This window comes from Clostridium tertium (assembly GCF_902652255.1).
Classification (GTDB): Bacteria; Bacillota; Clostridia; order Clostridiales; family Clostridiaceae; genus Clostridium; species Clostridium tertium_A.
In genome coordinates this window covers 1-19,769 of the sequence record NZ_CACRTO010000046.1, presented here as the reverse complement: position 1 = coordinate 19,769, position 19,769 = coordinate 1, and the positions used below count along the sequence as shown (strand labels likewise).

Here is a 19,769-nt window from a genome sequence, read left to right as displayed (position 1 = left end):
CAGGTAGTAAAAGATCTATGTATAAGTAAATTATATTGCAAATTACGTCTCTTTGTCAAAACTTATGTTTAATTTTTTGATTATTTATTTAATTTATATAATTTTTTCTATTTAAACATTTCCATCCCTCTCATAAAAACTTACATGCTTATGTACACCATTTTTTTAATTTATTTTTATAGTAATTTTAAATATTGAACTGGTTATTTTTAATTTATTAATTCTTGATCTAATTGCTTTAACTTTTCAAAATCTTTATAAACTATTCTCACTCTATCATTATCATTCCTATCGTAGACAATAGCTCCAATAGGTACCTTCTCATTTTTATCTATAAAAATCTTTACTTTATTTAAGTTATAGTTGTTTAAAAATAGTTCACTTGTGAATTCTATATATTCAGTATCTCCCCACTCTTCTTGTCCTTCTTTTATTCCATCTTCATCAATAGGATAAGATAAAAGATTATTTAAAAAACTTAAAGAATATAGGTCGTCCATTCTATCTTCCATATAGAATTCTTTATTTGAAATATTATCTTTAACTAAAACTTTATTATCCTTATATATTTTTGTTCTATATTCCCCAAAGTCAATTCTTCCACCAGTATCTTTTATGTAATATTGTACATTCTCTTGTCTTTCTTCGTCTCTAGCGTTAATAACGACAAATTCTACCTTAGCTTTATAAGCTTTAAGTTCTTTTAAAGCTTTTATTATTTCCTCATTAGTCGGCTCTGCTGTTAATCTTAATATAATCACTAAAGAAATTAAGATTACAGGTATAGATACTAAAAATACTAGTAATAATTTTTTTCTCATAAATGCTCCTCTTATAAATTACTCATTATTACTAATATTACTTTTTATTAACATTTATTCATAGAGTTCATAACCTTAGGTATATTTTCTATCACTTCAGAAGCTGTAGTAGAATACTTATCTATTGATGCTTCCTCACCTGCAAGTCCATGAATATATGCTCCAAGTAATGCAGAATCTAAAAGTGAGTGCCCTTGAGCTAATAATCCTGCAATAATTCCTGTAAGGCAATCTCCCATACCCCCAGATGCCATTTTACTATTTCCCGTATTATTTATGTAAACATTATCCCCATCAGTTATTACAGTGTTATATCCTTTTAATAAAATTATGATCCCTTTTTCTTTCGCATAATTTTTAGCTATATCTATTCTATTCTTCTCTACATAGTCTATTGATCTACCTATAAGCCTTGCCATCTCCCCTGGATGTGGTGTTAACACAGCTCTCCCTCTTAAACCATTAATTATACTCTCATTATCTTTTACTATATCTAAAGCCCCTGCATCTACTACAAAGAATTTATCTCCATAGCTTATTAGTTTCATAAAAGTATCTACATATACTTTTTCTTTAGAAATCCCAGGTCCTATTGCAATAACTTTAGATGACTTTAGCACTTCTTCGCTTGCCTCTTGATCTTCTATATCTGAAGTCATTGCTTCTATTAACTTACTACTTAATTTATCTTGCACATAATTTTTAGTAACTAATGTAGTTAGTCCTACCCCCGATTTCACACAAGCCTCAGTTGAAATATACGCAGCCCCAGTAAAGCCCTTTGATCCTGCTAGTATTGCAACCCTTCCATAACTTCCTTTATGACCGTATACATTTCTCTTTAATAATTTTTCCTTATAATCTTTTTTATCTAGTATATTTATACCATCACTATTAATTTTTTTAACAAACTCTGGAATACCGATTTTCAAAACCTCTACCCTTCCTAAATAACTTAACGCCTTATACTCTATAAACCCTCTCTTTATCACTTCAAAAGTATAAGTAATATCAGCTACTATAGAGGCTCCCATTATCTCTCCTGAATTAGCATTTAGCCCAGAAGGTACATCTACGCTAACTATACATCTTGATTCTTTATTTATATTATTAATTAATTTAATATAAAAATCATTTAGAGGCCTATTTAACCCTACCCCAAAAATACAATCTACTACCACATCATATTTTTCAATTCTATTCTTTAAACTTTCTATGTCCCCATCTTCTTTTATATAGATTATGCTATTAGTAAGCTTTTTTAAAATATCTAAATTAACCAAGAAATCCTTTGAATAATTATCATCACTATTAACTATAGCTACAGTTACATCTTTATTCTCTATTAATAACTTTCTAGCTATGGCTAATCCATCCCCACCATTATTCCCATTTCCACAAAATATTAAAAATTTATCCCCATAATTAATTATATTTCCACATACCTCACCTGCTGCATTTTCCATTAAAACTAGTCCAGGTATTCCAACCTCTTCTATAGTATATCTATCTATTTCCTTACACTTATCCACCGACATTATCCTCATAGAGCTTCCTCCAATACAGCAAAAGCTATTGCATTACTTCTATTATGCGATATAGATAAGTTTAATTTATAGTCCTTTCCTATTATGCTATTAATATTATCACTTAATAAAACTACAGGTTTTCCTAATTCATCTCTTAAAACTTCAATTTCTTTTAGTGAGAATCCTCTAACACCTGTACCTAAAGTCTTACTTATTGCTTCCTTAGCTGAAAAATTTCCAGCTATAACTTCAAATCTCATCCCCCTTGACTTAAACATTTCAACTTCTTTATCTGTAAATATACTCTCGAGAAACCCCTTAGTATTTTCTACTGCATTTTTAATTCTTTCAATTTCAATAATATCTGTCCCCACTCCTAAAATCATAAAATCACTCCTTTAATATATTTTACTATATTTGTGATTTCATTTCCTATAGTCTTAATTAAAATCCATTACGTAATTGTCAACATATTCACCTAATATGTCAACTAAGTGGACAGGAGATACTTGATAATTATGAATTAATGATAACAACTCTCTTACTTTATCTTCTATTGTAGATATTTTCCCAATATAATCTCTTTCAATAGTTATTACATTACCATCAACAATATCTTGTCTTTCTACTTCAATACCAAATGCTTGTCCATCTCTATAGGATTCCTCAGTAAGTCTGTATAAGTACTTTATTTCCTTGTCCTCATTTTTCAAACTAGTGTATAAACTATTAACAACCTTCATATTATTCACTCCTTCTATCGTTAATTCTTAAATAATGCTTATTCCCCTCTATATTTAAAACAATATCACAGAAAACCTTAAAACTATGTCAAACTGTGGTTTACTTCAGCAAAAATATTTCCTTACATTTCTACAAAATTCACATTCTAATAATTTCTTTTCTTAAAATATTTAATTTATATAAACTTTTTATTATAACTATTTTCATTTTTACATATATTGCCTGATTAAAATAAAAAATTGTAAAATCAAGCTTTTATTCTTTTATGAAAGATAAGGATATATGCATTATTTTGAAATATGATTTTTGTATTCGTTTTAATAGTAAATTGAAAATATTCTCAAAAAAAATCTTAATTATATACAAATTAATTGTAAAATATTTTAAATTATTATTGATATTGTTAATAATTAGACATATAATAATTTTATGATAATAGTTATTAATTAATATTAATTTAAAGGTAGGTGTTAGTTTTGAAATCATTAGAGTTAAAAAAAGATATTCACTGGGTCGGAGCTCTTGACCCGAACTTAAGAATTTTCGATATTATTATGTATACGCCTTACGGTACAAGCTATAACTCATACGTCGTAAAGGGAAGTAAAAAAACAGCTGTATTCGAAACAGTTAAGGTTGAATTCTTTGATCAATATATAGAAAGATTAAAAAATTTAGATGTAGATATAACAAAAATTGACTATATTGTAGTAGACCATACTGAACCAGATCATGCCGGATCAGTGGCTAAGTTGTTAGAAATTTCACCAAATGCTAAAGTTGTAGGTTCTGCTCCAGCAATAAGATTTATGAAAAAAATTGCAAATAGAGATTTTCAATCTATTACTGTAGGTGATGGAGATACAATAAGCTTAGGAAATAAGACTCTTGAATTTATTTCAGCTCCATTCTTACATTGGCCAGATTCTATTTACACTTATATTCCAGAGGATGATGTATTAATTACATGTGATTCATTCGGATCTCACTATTCTTCTGAAGCTATTATAAATAGTAAGGTAGAAAGCAAAGAAAATTATATGGATGCACTGAAATACTACTTTGATTGTATTTTCGGACCATACAAACCATATGTATTAAAAGCAATTAAAAAGATTGAAAATTTAGATATCGATATGATTTTACCTGGTCATGGTCCAGTTTTAGTTGAAAATCCATGGGAAATTGTAGAATACTACAGAACCTGGAGTACTCCAGAAGAAGTTCCAGCTGATGCTAAGAAATTTGTTACAATACCATATGTTTCAGCTTATGGATATACTGAATCATTAGCGAAAGAGATAGCTAGAGGTATTGAAGCTGCTGGTAACATAGAAGTAAGATTATTTAACATTATTCATCATGAAATTGGTGATATAGTAAATAGCATCGGAGAATCTGAAGGATTATTATGTGGTTCACCTACTATCGTTGGTGAATTATTAGAACCTGTTCGTGATGTTTTATCTAAACTTAATCCAGTAGTTCATGGTGGAAAATTATGTGCTGCCTTTGGCTCATATGGATGGAGTGGTGAAGCTATTCCTAGAATGGAAGCTAGACTAAAAGAATTAAATATGAAATCATATGGTCCAAGCTTAAAAATTAATTTTAAACCATCTGATGATGAATTAAATGAAGCTTTTGAATATGGATTAGGATTTGGAGAAGTTCTATTAGGTCAGAAAGAACCTATAAATGAAGCTCCTAAAACTGAAGAAATCACACCTTCAACTGGTGGTGGATTAAAACTTTGGAAATGCGTAATATGCGGAGAAATATTCGAATCTGAAACAGTTCCAGAAATTTGTCCAGTATGTGGTGCTGGTAGTGATCAATTTGTTGAAATTAAGAGAGAAGTTACTACTTACTCTATAGATAAAGAAGAAACCTATGTAATTATAGGTAATGGTGCTGCTGGATTCTATGCTGCTAAAGCAATTAAAGAAAGAAATGCTAGTGCTATAATCAAATTAGTTTCTAATGAAGATACTCACTCTTATGTTAGAACTCAGCTTTCAGACTTAATCACTGAAGAAATAACAGAGTCATTCTATTTAGCTAGATCTAATTGGTATAAAGAAAATAATATTATAGAAATCTTAGGTGCTAATGTTAATACTGTTGATAGAGAAACTAAGACTGTTAGATTAGATAACGGACAAGGTATTCGCTATGATAAGTTAATCCTAGCTAATGGAAGTTACAACTTTGTTCCTCCTACTAAGGTAGTTATTGATGGTTCAGAAACTGAAATTAACTCTTGGACTTATAATGGTGTAAATGGAATCCATACTATTAAGAAGTTATGCGATGTTAAGGCATTAAAAGAAGACTTAACTGATTCAAAGAATGTATTAATTATTGGCGGAGGCTTACTTGGTTTAGAAGCTGCTTGGGAAGTTCAAAAGCGTAACATCAATGTTACTGTAGTTGAATTAGCAGAAAGAATGCTTCCACGACAATTAGATAGTGATGGATCTGCTTTATTTGAAAGCCTTGTTAATAAGACTCCTGTTAAAGTTCTTTTAGGCGAAGCTGTTGATTACATCACTGCTGATTCTAATAGTGTTAGTTCAGTAAAACTAAAGAGTGGTAAAGTAATTGAAGCAGATACTGTAATCTTCTCAGTAGGAGTAAGATCTAATATATTCTTGGCTCAGCCTATAGGTGTTCAATGTAACAGAGGTGTTATAGTTGACCAATACATGAAGACAAATGTAGATAATATATTTGCTTGTGGTGACGTTGCAGAATACGATGGAGTTTACTATGGTAACTGGCCAGCCGCTATAGAGATGGGTAAGGTTGCAGGCGCTAATGCTACTGGTGATAATATTAAATTTGAAAAATTCGTATCATCTACAGTATTCCAAGCAATGGATACTCAAGTATTCTCTGCTGGTACTGTTAACTTCGATGACCCAGCTTTAGAAAAGATAGGTTATGTTGATAGCTTAAATAATAAATATGCTAAATTATTCTTTAACAACAGTATCCTTGTTGGTGGTATCTTGATAGGAGATATAACTTCTTCTGTTAAAATAATTCAAGGTATACAAAACAGAGAAAATAAAGCTACTGTTTTAAGTAAAGGAACTATCTAAAAGAAGCTGCTTAGGCAGCTTCTTTTTAATGTAAGATGAGTAATTAATAATGGATAATGAGTGATTCAACCCTTTCAGAATTACTTTGATTAAATTTTTTATTTGTAATGTCTATAAATTTAATAATTACACTTATACAATATAATTAAATAATAAAAAAGGATTGCCTAATAATTAGACAATCCTTTTTTACTATTTATTTAAATTTATATTTTAAGCTTAATTAGTTGCAGTTGTGTTTATATCCTCTTCATAAGAGCTTTCTTCTTTTTCAGTTCTTCTAGCTCCCACAAATTTAAAATCTTCAGCCACTACTTCTGCAATATACTTTTTACTTCCATCCTTATCTTCATAGCTGCCTGTTCTTAATCTTCCACTTAAGCTAATATAGCTTCCTTTTTTCATATATTGACATACTACTTCTGCCTTTCTTCCCCAAATGGTAACAGGTATTAAATCTGCCTTTCTAGTTCCATCTTGAGACTTAAAGTTTCTATCTACAGCAATAATAAACTTTGTAAAAACCTTATTACTATCTTCAAGGCTTCTAAGTTCAGGGTCTCTTATTAATCTTCCTAATAATACAATTTTATTCATAAATTACACCTCCTGAATATTTCTTCTTTGATTATATCCAGTTAGGTATTTTCTATTCATATTTTATAAAATTTATTACTTTTTGACTCCTATTTTAAATACAGAATTAATTTCAGCTCCAACAATAAGAATCATTGATGTTATATACAGCCATGTCATCAGGATAAATACAGCTCCTACACTTCCATAAAGTCTTGAATAATTAGCTATATTGTTTATATAATATGAAAATCCTAAAGATGCTATTATCCATCCTAATGTACTTACTATCGCACCAGGATAAACTTCTCTCCATGGAATCTTTTTTGCAGGAGTATATCTATAAATAGATGCAAAAATTAGCACCATCATGAATACTACTATAAGATATCTGCTTATATTCCATATATTCTTTATTATTTCTTTAAATGGGAAAATCCTAAGTAGGTGTTCTCCTATTATCTCTCCAAATACCAGCATTGCCAAGGTAAGCATTATTACTAGAACTAAAGCAAGTGTAAAAATAATTCCTACAATCGCTCTTTTAATGAAGGTTCTCTTCTCTTTAATATCATATGCTTTATTTAAACCTTTTATAACCGCCCTAAAACCTGAAGAAGCAGACCAAATTGTAAGTACTAATGAAGCTCCTAATAATCCAGCATTTTGTGTTTCTACTACCTCTACAACAGTTGTATCTATTAAACTATATACACTAGTTGGTAAAATAGTGCTAAGACCGTCTAATATATCTGATGCATTAAGCTTACTAAACCCAACTACAGTTAATAAAAAGAGTAAAAATGGGAAAAATGCTAACATTAAATAGTATGCGAGTTGTGCCCCTAAAGCAAAAATATCATCATTATTTACTTTTACAATAAAAAATACTATTTTATCTAAAAGAGATTTATTATTCATATTTTCATTATTCATTAAATCACCACATCTCTATTAATCTAAGTTAATTACTATTATTATAATCTATATCGTATTACTTTATATATGATACCTATTTATTATATCTTTTTATTAATATTTTACAACTTATGGTTTCTTATTATCTCAAATACATATATAACATCTTGTAATTAATTTAAAATTCTTTCTAATTAATATCCATTATAGTATAATTTTCAATAGGCTAGTATGTATGAAAGGAGTTTTTTATATGAAATATACTTTAGAAAATGAAGATATAAAAATTATTGCTAGTACCTTTGGTGGAGAACTTAATAGTCTTTTAAGTAAAAAAGAAAATGTAGAATTTTTATGGAATGGTGATGAAAAGTATTGGAAATATCACTCTCCTATTCTTTTCCCTATTGTAGGTAAAGTTAAGGATGGAAAATATTTAGCTGAAAATAAAGAATATGAGCTTCCTCAACATGGTCTTGCGAGAACTAGAGAATTTGAAATGGTAGAGAAAGATGATAACCATGTGGTATTTGAACTATTATGGTCAGAAGATACTTTAAAAGTTTATCCATACAAATTTTCATTAAAGCTTTCTTACGAACTTTTAGAAAATGGTGTTAAGGTAGGATACTCTGTTAAAAATTTAGATGATAAAGATATTTATTTCTCAATAGGTGGTCATCCAGCCTTTATGTGTCCATTCTTCGAAAATGAAAGCTTTGATGATTATTACTTTGAATTTAATAAGAATGAATCTAAAAAAACTATGAATTTAAATCCTAATACAGGTTATTTCTTAAATACTGAATCTGAGTGCTTAAATAACGAAAATACTATCAATCTTTCCTTAGATTTATTTAAAAATGATGCTCTAGTATTTAAAAATTTAGACTCTAATTTAATAACTCTTAAATCTAAGAAAAATAATAGAGAATTATCTATGGACTTTACAGGATTCCCTTACTTAGCAATATGGACTAAGCCTACTGGCGCTCCTTTTGTATGTATAGAACCTTGGTATGGCCATGCAGACTTTGAAGATTTCAAAGGTACTATTAAAGAAAAATCAGCTATAGAAAAATTATCTATAGGAAGCGAATTCAAAGCAAGCTACAACTTATACATTAAATAATAAAATTTTGCGAAGCAAAATAATGAAAAATTAATAATGAAGAATGAAGAATTGAGGAAAAAACTCCTTAGGAGTTTTGAATAAAAGGTGCTTTGCACCAATTTAAATTTAAGTTTTGCTGTGCAAAACATCCTTAATTCTTCATTTTTAATTTTTAATTCTTAATTAATAAAATGCTTCGCATTTTATTACTAAAGTTCCCACTCAGCAGGTAAAAGACTTTTATACTTTATGGTTGAATATCTATCATCTATAAGGAGTATTCTTCCCTTATCTTCCTCTGTTCTTATCACTCGTCCTGCAGCCTGCATAATTTTATTAATTCCTGGATATATATATGCATAATCAAATCCATTCTCTTCATAATAATCTCTTATTATGTCTCCTTCATTTGATATCCTAGGGAATCCAACTCCTACTATTATACATCCAATCAACCTTTTTCCAGGTAAGTCTATCCCCTCTGAAAAGACTCCTCCAATAACACAGAATGCTAATACTTCACTATCATCTTTAAAATTATTTAAAAACTCAACTCTTTCTTCTTCCTTTAACACTTCATTTTGACATATAGTATTTTTATCTCCATAAAGTTCACAATATCTTGAGTACATTTTATTTAAATACTGATATGAAGGAAGGAATACCATATAATTTCCTGATTCCTCTTCTTTAAATCTATTTATTATTCTGCAAAGTTTATCTATATTATTTTCTCTTTGACTAAATCTCATATTAAGAGGATTACTATACACCTTTAGGTGTTCTTTTTTGAATGGTGATGGTAGCTTCATCCTATAACTCTTGTCATCTCCACCTAGAACATCAATATAGTATTTTATCGGAGTTAATGTTGCAGAAAAAACTGTAGTTGAGTGTGATCCTTGAATAATCTTAGATAGATTCTTAGATGGATTCACACAGAATAATTTTACTTTCACATCATTTTTATTAATTTCAACTAATGTTACATATTCCTTGGAAGAATATATTTCAGAAATGGCTATAAATGATCTTATTTCAAAATATAAATCCCTTATCTCCTCATAGCCCTCAGTATTTATTGATTTAACTAGATATTCGTCACACTCATTTATAAATAGTCTTAAAAGCTTATTTAAATCCTTATACTGATCTTTCTTATAAATAGTCTTTACTTCCGCTTCCTGTAGTTCCTTTCTTACTTCTATAAGATACTTATTTATTGAATTTAAGCTCTTATATAATTTAGGAGCCTTTCCCTTTACTGCTTTGCTAGCACTTAATATCTTTTCCTTATAAATTTCAGCACTATACATATTTCTTGATCTATCCACAAGGTTATGTCCTTCATCCACAAGTAATATATTCTTATCAACATCTTCATCGAAAAATCTTTTTAGTTTTGCTCTTGGATCAAAAGCATAATTATAATCACATACTATTACATCGCACCATAGACTTAAATCTAATGATAGTTCAAAAGGACATAGCTCATCTTTCCTTGCATATTTCTCTATATTCTCTCTAGTGAAGGTATCTTCTTCTTTTAACATATTATAAATACTGTTATTAACCTTATCATAATAATTCAAAGCATATTCACAGTTTTCAGGATTACATATTGATTTATCTTTGAAACAAATTTTTTCTTTTGCTGTTAAAGTAATGTTCCTACAATTGAGTCCTTTACTTTTAAGTTTATTCATTGCCTCTTCAGCAACAGTTCTAGTAATAGTCTTTGCAGTTAAATATACTATACGCTCTCCTCTATCTTCTCCTAATGCCTTAATAGCAGGAAAAATTGTAGATATAGTTTTGCCTATACCTGTTGGAGCCTGAGCAAATAATACTGATCCTTCTCTTATTGTATTAAAACAAGCTTTTGCTAGTTCCCTTTGTCCTGCTCTATATTTTTCAAACGGAAATTGCAATGTCATTATGCTTTTATTTCTATCAGCTACTAATTTAGATTTTAAAATAACCCATTTTTTATATTCTTCAATAATAGAAAATACATATTCCCTAAGTTCTTCAAATGAGAAACTTTTATTAAAGCTTTTTACTTCTTCAGTCTCTATATTAAAGTAACTTAATCTAACCTTTATTTCTTCCATTTGATGTTGAAAAGCATAAATATAGGCATAAAACTTTGCTTGAGCCCAATGAAGCATGTTATAATCTTCATCTATTAAAATAAGTGACCTCATTGTAGACTTTATTTCTTCAATGTAGACATCTCCATTTTCTATAATAATTCCATCAGCTCTTCCATCTACTATTAAAGTAACATCTTCTATCTCAAATTCCTCACTAAGTCTTACTTCCTTTTCATAGTTATCATATATTTTCTCATTATTGCTTTGAAGTTTTTGGTGAGCAATAGTACCTTCAACAGCTCTTGTGCTTCCAACAAATCTATCATCAATACTTCCTGCTTTTAAAATATATTCAATTATCCCTCTAACAGATTCTTTAACTATTATCTTCTTACTCATAAAGCTCTTTCCTTACTTTTTACTTAAGTATATTATAAGGCTAATATTAGATAAATAAAATCTACTTGTACTAAAATAAATCTAATATCAAACTTAATACCACATTACAAACAGACCCTATAAATATTTTTATTTTATAAATTAGAAAAGGAGCTATGCATATTATATATACCAAGCTCCTTCTTAATTAACTACTTAATTGAGTTAATGGTTTGAGATAAGTTGTTAATACTAGTAGTAAGACTTTCTAGCTTTCCTTCTATTCTAATCAATAAATATAAAGAAATCGCTATAGGAAATCCTATATTAGATATTACTTCAACTAATTCATTCATAAAATCACCCTCTAATTATATATGCTATAGTAGTGATCTTACAAAAATTATTCTGAATGATATTCATTAACTATCTTTTGAACTAACTTCTTTATTGCACTAGCTTGAGCAATTAAAGACATAACTATTACAAACGTTCTTATACTATTCTCATCTTTTTCATTTAATTTTAATTCAGAAATTATATTGTCTAGCTTTTCTTCATCAACAACTGGCTTGCTTAAAAAATCTTTAAAACTTTCACTTTGAGTTTCTGAAAATATCTTATAAGCATTTTCCCAAGATATTATGTCATCTGATCTATCATTGATTTCATTAAAAGCTAAGCTAAAGACCTTCTTTATTTCTTCTGTAGTTAAGACTGGTCTCATATAGCTTAATAATACTAATTGAACTAAATGTATTTTAGTATACCCTCTCTTTTTACCGTCTTCAGGTTTACTAATTACTTCACTTTTAATATAGTTTTGAACTATATTATTAGTATATTTATCTTCAATAAACTTATCATTTAAAAAATCTATAACTTGTGATAAAAAAAGATCATACTTTGGCAAATCATCGTAGCCTACCATGTTACCATTAGACATTTCTTCAGCTACTTCAGTTATATAGTTAGTATCTATTTTTTTTACCATATATATTCACCTCTAAACTTATATTATTAATTAAATTATATAGTATATATAAACTTATTACAAGTTATATTTATCTCTATAATTCCATTTTAATACTTTTTCTCAATAAAATTGTTAAGAAACTATTAACAACTCAGCTATATTAATATTATTTACATTTTTTTCTTATTTTATCAATAATTTTTTAATATAATTCTCTTATTATATTAGGATAAGAGCTATAAATTAGTAGACAAGCCATTCTACATTTTTTTGCTATTTTTTTGGAAATTTAATTGAATCGTCTTGACTTTTCTAATTTATGGTAGTATATTGTAGTTATAAATGAATAATTTTAAAAAATATGTATTTTTTGAAAATATTTATGAATTTATATTGACTTTAAATTACATTTTTAGTAATATTAACGATGCAAGATGTCGAAACTTGTTTTAAGGAGGATGTGTAATGAAATCAACTGGAGTTGTAAGAAGAGTAGATGAACTTGGAAGAATTGTTATTCCAATAGAATTAAGAAGAACATTAGATATCGCAGAAAAAGATGCGTTAGAAATCTATGTAGATGGTGAACAAATCATATTAAAGAAATATGAACCAGCTTGTATATTCTGTGGAGACGCTAGAGATGTTGTTAACTACAAAGGTAAGAACATCTGTAAGAACTGTCTTAACGAATTAAAGAAATAATAACTTCAAGCTTAAAACCCCTAATAATTAATTTATAGGGGTTTTAAAATTTAATCAACATATTTATTATTATATTTCTGTAAACATCACTATAAATCCATAGAGTGTTTGTAAACATCCTTTTTAGCTAAACCTCTTTCTTTAGCTACTAGCTTTATAGCTTCCTTTTTATCTATCCCTTCAGATATAACCTTAATTAGGTGTTCTTTTATACTTAAATCTATCCATTGAGATTCTTTTTCTGCTTTAATATCTTCATCTGACCTACCTGAAATTACTAGAACGAACTCACCTCTTGGTCTATTTTCAGTAAAATAATTTATAGATTCTGATATAGTTCCTCTAAAAATCTCTTCATGAAGCTTCGTAAGCTCTCTACATACTGCAATCCTTCTATCACCTAAGTTTTCCACTAGGTAACTTAACGTGTTAATTAATCTATGAGGAGCTTCATAGAAAATCAATGTATCTCTAGCACTCTTTACTTCTTCTATAACTGGAGCCCTATCTTTATTTTCTCTAGGCAGAAATCCTCTAAATATAAATTTCGTAGTATCGATACCTGAATAAACTAATGCTGTTGTTATAGCTGTAGCTCCTGGTAGAACTTCAAAAGGTATTCCTTCATCTATACATTTCTCTACTATAACACTTCCTGGATCAGATATACCTGGTGTACCTGCATCAGTAATTAAAGCAATATTAGTTCCACTCTTTAACTTCTCAATAATGTTAGAACTCTTACCTTGCTCATTATGCTTATGATAGCTAAATAACGATTTTTTAATATCAAAATGGTTAAGTAATTTTAAACTTTGCCTTGTATCTTCTGCTGCTATCTCATCTACTGACTCCAGAACCTCTAAAGCTCTTAAAGTTATATCCTTTAAGTTACCAATAGGTGTAGGAACCAAATATAGCTTACCTAACTCCATAATTATCTCTCCCTTCCATATATCTTGTTAATATCATCAGAATAGGATCCATCCTCATTATAAACATAAATAGGTTTTTCCCACTTTAAAAATGCTCCACCATCTCTTTGACCTTCAACTAATACTATATTAGGAGATTTATTTATGTTAGGTTGAACCATTTGTACTCTTTTAGGCTCAATTTTATACTTTCTCATAAGTTCAAATATATCAATTAACCTTTCAGGTCTATGTACTATAAACATCCTACTGTTATCCTTCAAAAGCTTTCGAGATGCCGCTATAACATCCTCTAAAGTACACATTATTTCATGCCTTGCAATAGCTAGTTTATCATCTGGATTCACTATCCCAGAGTTATTTAACTTATATGGTGGATTTACAGTTAATACATCAAAAGTTCCCAAAGCACTTAAACTTTTTAGATCTTTAAGATCTATATTCTTAAAAGTTACTATATCATCTATCTCATTGTACTTAGCACTTCTTAACGCCATATCTACCATATCTTCTTGTATTTCTATACCTACTATCTCTTTAGGTTTATACTTTCCATATGTCAAAAAAGGAACTATTCCTGTTCCAGTGCATAAATCAACTACCCTGTGCTTATTCTTTACTTTTGCGAAATTAGAAAGCAATACTGCATCTACTCCGAATCTGAAACCTTGCTTTTTTTGAATTAGATATAAATTATCTAACTGTAAATCATCTATTGATTCATCTTGCAATAACTCTATGTTTTCCTTCATAATTTACCTCTAAAATTTAAATTATACTTATCTTTATTATAGACAATTTAAAAATAAAAAATATTATTTTATATGAATAAATCTTACTAAATTATAGCATAATATTCTTGTAACATAAAATGAACTCCGTCTCAAAAAGACGGAGCTCATATTTAATTAATTATTAACTTCTTAATTAAAGTACTCTTCTAGCACCCACGAAACCTTGAACAGGTGATACCTTTACTGAGTCACCCGGTTGAGGAGCATGTATATATTGACCACCGCCAACATATATTCCAACGTGATCTACTCCATAAGTAAATACTAAATCTCCTGGTTGTAATTCACCATATGAAACTGGTGTTCCTTGAGAATATTGAGACCACGTAGTTCTTGTTATCTCTACCCCAGCTGCATGTCTATAAACATAACTTGTAAATCCTGAGCAGTCAAAAGCATTTGGACCAGTTGCTCCATAAACATATGGAGTTCCAATTAATCCATAAGCAAAGTCTACTATAGCATTTCCTGTAGCAGAAGAACCTTGACCTCTATTTGGTGTGCTAGCTGCTAGTTGTTGAGCTTTTAAATCTTCAACTTTCACTTTTGCACTTTCTATAGCATTATTAACTTCTTCAATAACAATAGGGCTCTTAAGCTGATTATCTCTAATATTTCTTAATTGGCTTATAGCACTTTGAAGGGTTGTAAGATCATCAGAAGATCCAAGTATTCCCATTTGGTGATCAACTAAACTTCTTTCAGCAACAGATAAATACTCTGCATCAAATTTACTTTGTTCAGCTTGAGCTTCTGCAATTAGGCTTTCTTGTTCCTTCCTCTTTACTTCAAATTCAGCTAATGCTTTATTAGTTTTTTCATTAAGCTCAGCTATTTCATTTGATTTTTCTTGTAATGATGCAACCTTTTTATTTAGCTTTTCTTGATTATCAACCAATTCCTCTACTATTTTCTTATCAATATTAATAAGTCTACTAGCAGAATCAATTTTAGATATAAGATCGCTAAAGCTTTCAGCACTAAATAATAGAGTTAAGTAACTTCCTTGGCCACCTGATTTATATAACTCTCTTACTCTTTTGCCTAATACTTCTTCTTTTTCTTCAATCTCTACTTTTGAAGCTTCGATTTCTTTCTTAGTATTTTCAACTTCTTCATTAATAGACTCCATTTCTTTTTGGTTATTTTGAACCTCTTCCGCTAATGGAGCTATTTGTTCATTTAGATTGTATATCTTCCCTTGTATTTCATCTATTTTTGCGTTTAATTCGTCATACTTTTGTTGGCTCTCTATAACATCCTCATTAGGAGTAGCAAAAACTGGAGTTATAGAAGTTAATGTTAAAGCTCCTGCAATAACAACTGATAAAATCTTCTTTTTCATACATGATTGGTCTTGGACGACCATCCCCCTCTCCCTATATGATACTTTACCATTATAACACTTATGAAAAGCTTGGACAATGGTAATTTTTAAAAATCGAGATATTTAGAGCATGTAAATGTATTCTATACATATTTAAGTTCATACGCCTTATTAAGATATCTTAAGGAAACTCCTTTAATTAAGTATATTTTAATGGCCCTCAATTTATATCAAAATTTTTCATATAGTAAGGTTAATTTAAAAATTCCTATACTTTTTTAATACTTTTTTTTGAATTGTCGATGTAATTACTATTACTATTATGTACAAAATTATTAATATTCTAGACTTATCTAATAGGAGATAATCTAGAATTCCAAATATAACTCCTGTAATTCCTATAATTAAATTAAATATGCCGTTATATTCTAGAAACTTTTTAGAGTTATTATACACTCCACTTTCTTTAAAGTAATCTTTCATCTTCTTACTTAATAATGAAACTAACCCCATTAATATGAAACCTAAACTACCTAATATTAAAACTACGCTTGTAATTTTCACACTTCTTCCTCCTACTATAATACTTGCCTTTATCTGTATATTTTAAACATTTATTTTAAAATATTTTATCAATTTTATGATATAATGTAAAACAAATTTCTTTTAAGGTGTTGACACAATTAGATATTGTTACTATAATTATAATGTACTTCGGGGTGTGGCGCAGATGGGAGCGCGCGTGGTTTGGGACCATGAGGTCGCAGGTTCAATCCCTGTCACCCCGACCAAACAAAAAAAATCTTCTCAATTATTGAGAAGATTTTTTACTTTTATAGACTTCATAATCTTATGCTCTTATAATTCCATATATATATTATAAGCTTGTCTTATTAAAGAATTAAATAAAATTATATTATTTACAATCTAGATAATCATGAAATTCTTGAAACTCATTGTTAATTCCAATAGAATCACAAAAAATTAATATAATTGGAATTATTGAAATATACGTACAATACATTAATATCCACATAACTCCTATCCCCTTCATATAATTCGTCCTTAAAACATTATATGGAAAATAGCGAGATATTGTTATTCTTTTTAAGACTTTTAACATAGATTTATCCTTATAATAATATTCAACCGAAAAGGAGGCAGTATATATGAATAATATAAAGGCAGTAATATTTGACTTAGATGGAACTTTAATTGATTCTATGGGCGTATGGGCCCAAATAGATGAAGAGTATTTAAATGACTTTGGGTTAGAAGTTCCTAAAAATCTACAAGAAGAAATAACTCATCTTACTCTTACAGAGACTGCAATATATTTTAAAGAAAGATTTAAAATAGAAGATAAGATAGAAGACATAATTAATACTTGGCACCTAATGGCACATAATCATTATTCACATACCATAAAACTAAAAGATGGTGTTGTTCCATATTTAAATCATTTAAAAAATAAAGGAATTAAAATTGCATTAGCAACTAGTAATTCAATTCCATTATTAGAAGCCGTTTTAAGAAATAATAAAATATATGACTATTTCGATGCTATAACTACTACTGAAGAAGTTAATAAAGCAAAAAATAATCCTGATATTTATTTATTATCAGCTAAGAAATTAAATGTTAATCCAGAAGATTGTTTAGTTTTTGAAGATATTGTACAAGCAGTTAAAGGTGCTAAACTTGCTGGAATGACTGTTTATTCTGTTTATGATAAGCATTCAGAAAACCAAAAAGAAGATTTAATAAAGCTATCTGATAGATATATAGAAAGTTTTACTGAATTACTTTAATTAAAATTAATTGGGTTGTATCAAAATTTATTTTAAATTTGATACAACCCAATTATATTTATACTATTAAATCCTATAAACTAAGCTCTAGTAACACCATGCTTCTTTTCTAGTTCTTTAACAACATCTAAGTATTTTCTTTGTTGTGCTTCTTGTAATAAGTTATTTATAATTTGAGCTTTAACTTCTTCAAATGGACTTTCAGTTCCTTCAGTCTTTCCTTCAACCTTTATTAAATGATATCCAAATTGAGTTTGTACTGGTTCACTAACAACATTTAAATCTAAATTAAATGCAGCTTCTTCGAATTCAGGAACCATCATACCTCTACCGAAAGATCCTAAGTTACCACCTTCTTCTTTTGAAGGACATGTTGAATATTTTACAGCTGCTTCTTCAAAAGTTAATTCATTTGAATCTATTTCCTTTTTAATTTGATCACATAATTCTTTATCATCAACTAAAATATGCTTAGCAGTTACTGTAGGCGCCTTAGCAAATGATTGCTTGTTGTTATTGTAGAAGTTTAATGCATCTTCTTCAGTAACTGTTACTTCTAATAATAATTTATTTAAAGTAAGTTGAGTTAAAATATCTTTTTCTGCTTGCTTTACATTATCTGCATATTCTTCAGTTTCGTCTATCTTTAATTCTTTTCCTAATATATTGATTAGCTCAAATGAAACTAATTGTTCTAATAATTGCTTTTTTGCTTCTTCTGTTGCAAAATATGCTCTTCTATCTTCAGGATATCTTGCAATCACATTTTGTAAATCTGACTCCTTAATTTCTTTTCCAGCTACCGTAGCTAAAATCTTATCTTCCATCAATAATTCTCCTTTTAATATAAATTTAGTATCTCATTCATTATAGCAAAGTTTTCTATAAAATATACTATCTTTGCATAATTAATATAAAAATCTCAAAATTACATTATTTGTTGATAATAATTATTATTAGTATTATAATAAAGTTAATATATAAAGGAGGTTTTTTATATGGAAATAGGAAACTTAGCTCCAGATTTTTCTTTAGCAGGATCTGATGGAAAAAATCATAAATTAAGTGATTATAGAGGAAAAAAGGTTATATTATATTTCTACCCTAAAGATAATACTCCTGGTTGTACAACAGAAGCTTGTGACTTTAGAGATAATATAAATACAATTAACGACTTAAATGCAGTTGTACTAGGAATAAGTAAAGATAACTTAAATTCACATAATAAATTTATTGAAAAGTTTAATCTTCCATTTGTTTTACTAAGTGATGAAGATAAGACCGTATGTGGATTATATGATGTTATTAAAGAAAAAAATATGTATGGCAAAAAAACTTTAGGCATTGAAAGAAGTACTTTTATCATTGATGAAAATGGAAATTTAGTAAAAGAATTTAGAAAAGTCAAAGTTAAAGGTCACATAGAAGAAGTCCTTGAAACTATTAAGTAGAAGTTTATCTTCTACTTTTTCTATTTTTAAATAAATTATAATATAAAAAAGCACTAACTTGAGTTAGTGCTTTTTTTCTGGTGGCTCGACCAGGAATCGAACCAGGGACACGAGGATTTTCAGTCCTCTGCTCTACCGACTGAGCTATCGAGCCTTACAACCTGGCAACGTTCTACTCTCCCACACAGTCGCCCGTGCAGTACCATCGACGCTGTAGAGCTTAACTTTCCTGTTCGGAATGGAAAGGAGTGTTTCCTCTACGCCATCATCACCAGATGCTGTGAGATCCTAAATCTCTAATTTGTTTTTTTCAGAGTGTTCTCTGAAAATTGCATATGAATAATTTTAACATTTCCAAATTTTTATTGGTCAAGCCCTCGACCTATTAGTATCAGTCAGCTAAATATGTTACCACACTTACACCTCTGACCTATCAACCTTGTGTTCTTCAAGGGGTCTTACTAGCTTATGCTATGGGAAATCTCAT

Annotated in this window: 20 protein-coding genes, 2 tRNA genes and 2 rRNA genes; 6 read left to right on the top strand and 18 right to left on the bottom strand. The window is 28.8% G+C overall.

What is annotated here, in order from left to right:
- Positions 1–209: 209 nt before the first annotated feature.
- The 4 genes from GPX08_RS14210 to GPX08_RS14195 are packed head-to-tail and all read right to left on the bottom strand — an operon-like array spanning position 210 to position 3,093.
- Positions 210–821 carry a hypothetical protein gene (locus GPX08_RS14210; RefSeq protein ID WP_156627460.1) on the bottom strand — a complete coding sequence of 204 codons (612 nt, stop codon included), beginning with the start codon at positions 819–821 and terminating at the stop codon, positions 210–212.
- A gap of 47 nt (positions 822–868) precedes the next feature.
- A complete protein-coding gene (locus GPX08_RS14205; RefSeq protein ID WP_156627459.1) occupies positions 869–2,368 on the bottom strand; it encodes an NAD(P)H-hydrate dehydratase in 1,500 nt (499 codons plus the stop codon).
- Entirely contained in the window at positions 2,365–2,736 is a 372-nt protein-coding gene (locus GPX08_RS14200) for a holo-ACP synthase (protein WP_156627458.1), read from the bottom strand. The genes GPX08_RS14205 and GPX08_RS14200 overlap by 4 nt, the downstream gene beginning before the upstream one ends.
- Before the next feature lie 54 nt (positions 2,737–2,790).
- Positions 2,791–3,093, bottom strand: coding sequence for a hypothetical protein (locus GPX08_RS14195; protein WP_156627457.1), 303 nt, complete (start codon positions 3,091–3,093; stop codon positions 2,791–2,793).
- 477 nt (positions 3,094–3,570) lie between these two features.
- On the opposite strand from GPX08_RS14195, the gene GPX08_RS14190 reads away from it, so the two are divergent.
- Complete coding sequence (locus GPX08_RS14190; RefSeq protein WP_156627456.1) at positions 3,571–6,201, top strand: MBL fold metallo-hydrolase; 2,631 nt, start codon at positions 3,571–3,573, stop codon at positions 6,199–6,201.
- A gap of 219 nt (positions 6,202–6,420) precedes the next feature.
- On the opposite strand, the gene ssb is transcribed toward GPX08_RS14190, so the two are convergent.
- Both ssb and GPX08_RS14180 read right to left on the bottom strand, forming a co-directional pair.
- Positions 6,421–6,798, bottom strand: coding sequence for a single-stranded DNA-binding protein (gene ssb / locus GPX08_RS14185; RefSeq protein ID WP_156627455.1), 378 nt, complete (start codon positions 6,796–6,798; stop codon positions 6,421–6,423).
- A gap of 75 nt (positions 6,799–6,873) precedes the next feature.
- Complete coding sequence (locus GPX08_RS14180) at positions 6,874–7,713, bottom strand: YihY family inner membrane protein (protein WP_156627454.1); 840 nt, start codon at positions 7,711–7,713, stop codon at positions 6,874–6,876.
- Positions 7,714–7,948: 235 nt separating this feature from the next.
- Between GPX08_RS14180 and GPX08_RS14175 the strand changes: the two genes are divergently transcribed.
- Positions 7,949–8,827: an aldose 1-epimerase family protein gene (locus GPX08_RS14175; protein WP_156627453.1), complete on the top strand. Its 879-nt coding sequence runs from the start codon at positions 7,949–7,951 to the stop codon at positions 8,825–8,827.
- Positions 8,828–9,018: 191 nt separating this feature from the next.
- Here GPX08_RS14175 and GPX08_RS14170 read toward each other — a convergent pair whose 3' ends face one another.
- From GPX08_RS14170 to GPX08_RS14160, 3 genes are all read right to left on the bottom strand, one after another.
- Entirely contained in the window at positions 9,019–11,304 is a 2,286-nt protein-coding gene (locus GPX08_RS14170; RefSeq protein ID WP_156627452.1) for an ATP-dependent DNA helicase, read from the bottom strand.
- A gap of 191 nt (positions 11,305–11,495) precedes the next feature.
- On the bottom strand, positions 11,496–11,639 hold the full coding sequence (locus tag GPX08_RS14165) for a YvrJ family protein (protein ID WP_156627451.1): 144 nt from the start codon (positions 11,637–11,639) through the stop codon (positions 11,496–11,498).
- Between the two features lie 47 nt (positions 11,640–11,686).
- Positions 11,687–12,277 carry a DUF1836 domain-containing protein gene (locus GPX08_RS14160; protein WP_156627450.1) on the bottom strand — a complete coding sequence of 197 codons (591 nt, stop codon included), beginning with the start codon at positions 12,275–12,277 and terminating at the stop codon, positions 11,687–11,689.
- 447 nt (positions 12,278–12,724) lie between these two features.
- Between GPX08_RS14160 and GPX08_RS14155 the strand changes: the two genes are divergently transcribed.
- Positions 12,725–12,964 (top strand): AbrB/MazE/SpoVT family DNA-binding domain-containing protein, encoded by a 240-nt coding sequence (locus GPX08_RS14155; RefSeq protein ID WP_016207519.1) that lies wholly within the window; start codon positions 12,725–12,727, stop codon positions 12,962–12,964.
- A gap of 89 nt (positions 12,965–13,053) precedes the next feature.
- Here GPX08_RS14155 and rsmI read toward each other — a convergent pair whose 3' ends face one another.
- The 4 genes from rsmI to GPX08_RS14135 all read right to left on the bottom strand — a co-directional run bounded on the left by rsmI (position 13,054) and on the right by GPX08_RS14135 (position 16,584).
- The gene (gene rsmI, locus GPX08_RS14150; protein WP_156627449.1) at positions 13,054–13,899 is read right to left on the bottom strand and encodes a 16S rRNA (cytidine(1402)-2'-O)-methyltransferase; all 846 of its coding nucleotides are present in this window, start codon (positions 13,897–13,899) and stop codon (positions 13,054–13,056) included.
- Between the two features lie 2 nt (positions 13,900–13,901).
- A complete protein-coding gene (locus tag GPX08_RS14145) occupies positions 13,902–14,651 on the bottom strand; it encodes a methyltransferase domain-containing protein (RefSeq protein WP_156627448.1) in 750 nt (249 codons plus the stop codon).
- A 175-nt stretch (positions 14,652–14,826) separates the two neighbouring features.
- Positions 14,827–16,038: a glycoside hydrolase gene (locus GPX08_RS14140; protein WP_156627581.1), complete on the bottom strand. Its 1,212-nt coding sequence runs from the start codon at positions 16,036–16,038 to the stop codon at positions 14,827–14,829.
- A gap of 240 nt (positions 16,039–16,278) precedes the next feature.
- Entirely contained in the window at positions 16,279–16,584 is a 306-nt protein-coding gene (locus GPX08_RS14135; RefSeq protein ID WP_156627447.1) for a hypothetical protein, read from the bottom strand.
- Between the two features lie 151 nt (positions 16,585–16,735).
- On the opposite strand from GPX08_RS14135, the gene GPX08_RS14130 reads away from it, so the two are divergent.
- Positions 16,736–16,811: transfer RNA gene (locus tag GPX08_RS14130), tRNA-Pro, on the top strand.
- 125 nt (positions 16,812–16,936) lie between these two features.
- On the opposite strand, the gene GPX08_RS14125 is transcribed toward GPX08_RS14130, so the two are convergent.
- Positions 16,937–17,074 (bottom strand): hypothetical protein, encoded by a 138-nt coding sequence (locus GPX08_RS14125; RefSeq protein ID WP_156627446.1) that lies wholly within the window; start codon positions 17,072–17,074, stop codon positions 16,937–16,939.
- Positions 17,075–17,189: 115 nt separating this feature from the next.
- Between GPX08_RS14125 and GPX08_RS14120 the strand changes: the two genes are divergently transcribed.
- The gene (locus GPX08_RS14120) at positions 17,190–17,831 is read left to right on the top strand and encodes an HAD-IA family hydrolase (protein ID WP_156627445.1); all 642 of its coding nucleotides are present in this window, start codon (positions 17,190–17,192) and stop codon (positions 17,829–17,831) included.
- An 80-nt stretch (positions 17,832–17,911) separates the two neighbouring features.
- On the opposite strand, the gene GPX08_RS14115 is transcribed toward GPX08_RS14120, so the two are convergent.
- The gene (locus GPX08_RS14115) at positions 17,912–18,658 is read right to left on the bottom strand and encodes a peptidylprolyl isomerase (protein WP_156627444.1); all 747 of its coding nucleotides are present in this window, start codon (positions 18,656–18,658) and stop codon (positions 17,912–17,914) included.
- A 171-nt stretch (positions 18,659–18,829) separates the two neighbouring features.
- On the opposite strand from GPX08_RS14115, the gene GPX08_RS14110 reads away from it, so the two are divergent.
- A complete protein-coding gene (locus tag GPX08_RS14110) occupies positions 18,830–19,282 on the top strand; it encodes a thioredoxin-dependent thiol peroxidase (protein WP_156627443.1) in 453 nt (150 codons plus the stop codon).
- 78 nt (positions 19,283–19,360) lie between these two features.
- On the opposite strand, the gene GPX08_RS14105 is transcribed toward GPX08_RS14110, so the two are convergent.
- From GPX08_RS14105 to GPX08_RS14095, 3 genes are all read right to left on the bottom strand, one after another.
- Positions 19,361–19,436, bottom strand: a tRNA-Phe gene (locus GPX08_RS14105).
- 5 nt (positions 19,437–19,441) lie between these two features.
- Positions 19,442–19,558: ribosomal RNA gene (gene rrf / locus GPX08_RS14100) — 5S ribosomal RNA — on the bottom strand.
- 86 nt (positions 19,559–19,644) lie between these two features.
- Positions 19,645–19,769: ribosomal RNA gene (locus GPX08_RS14095) — 23S ribosomal RNA — on the bottom strand; the annotation flags it as partial.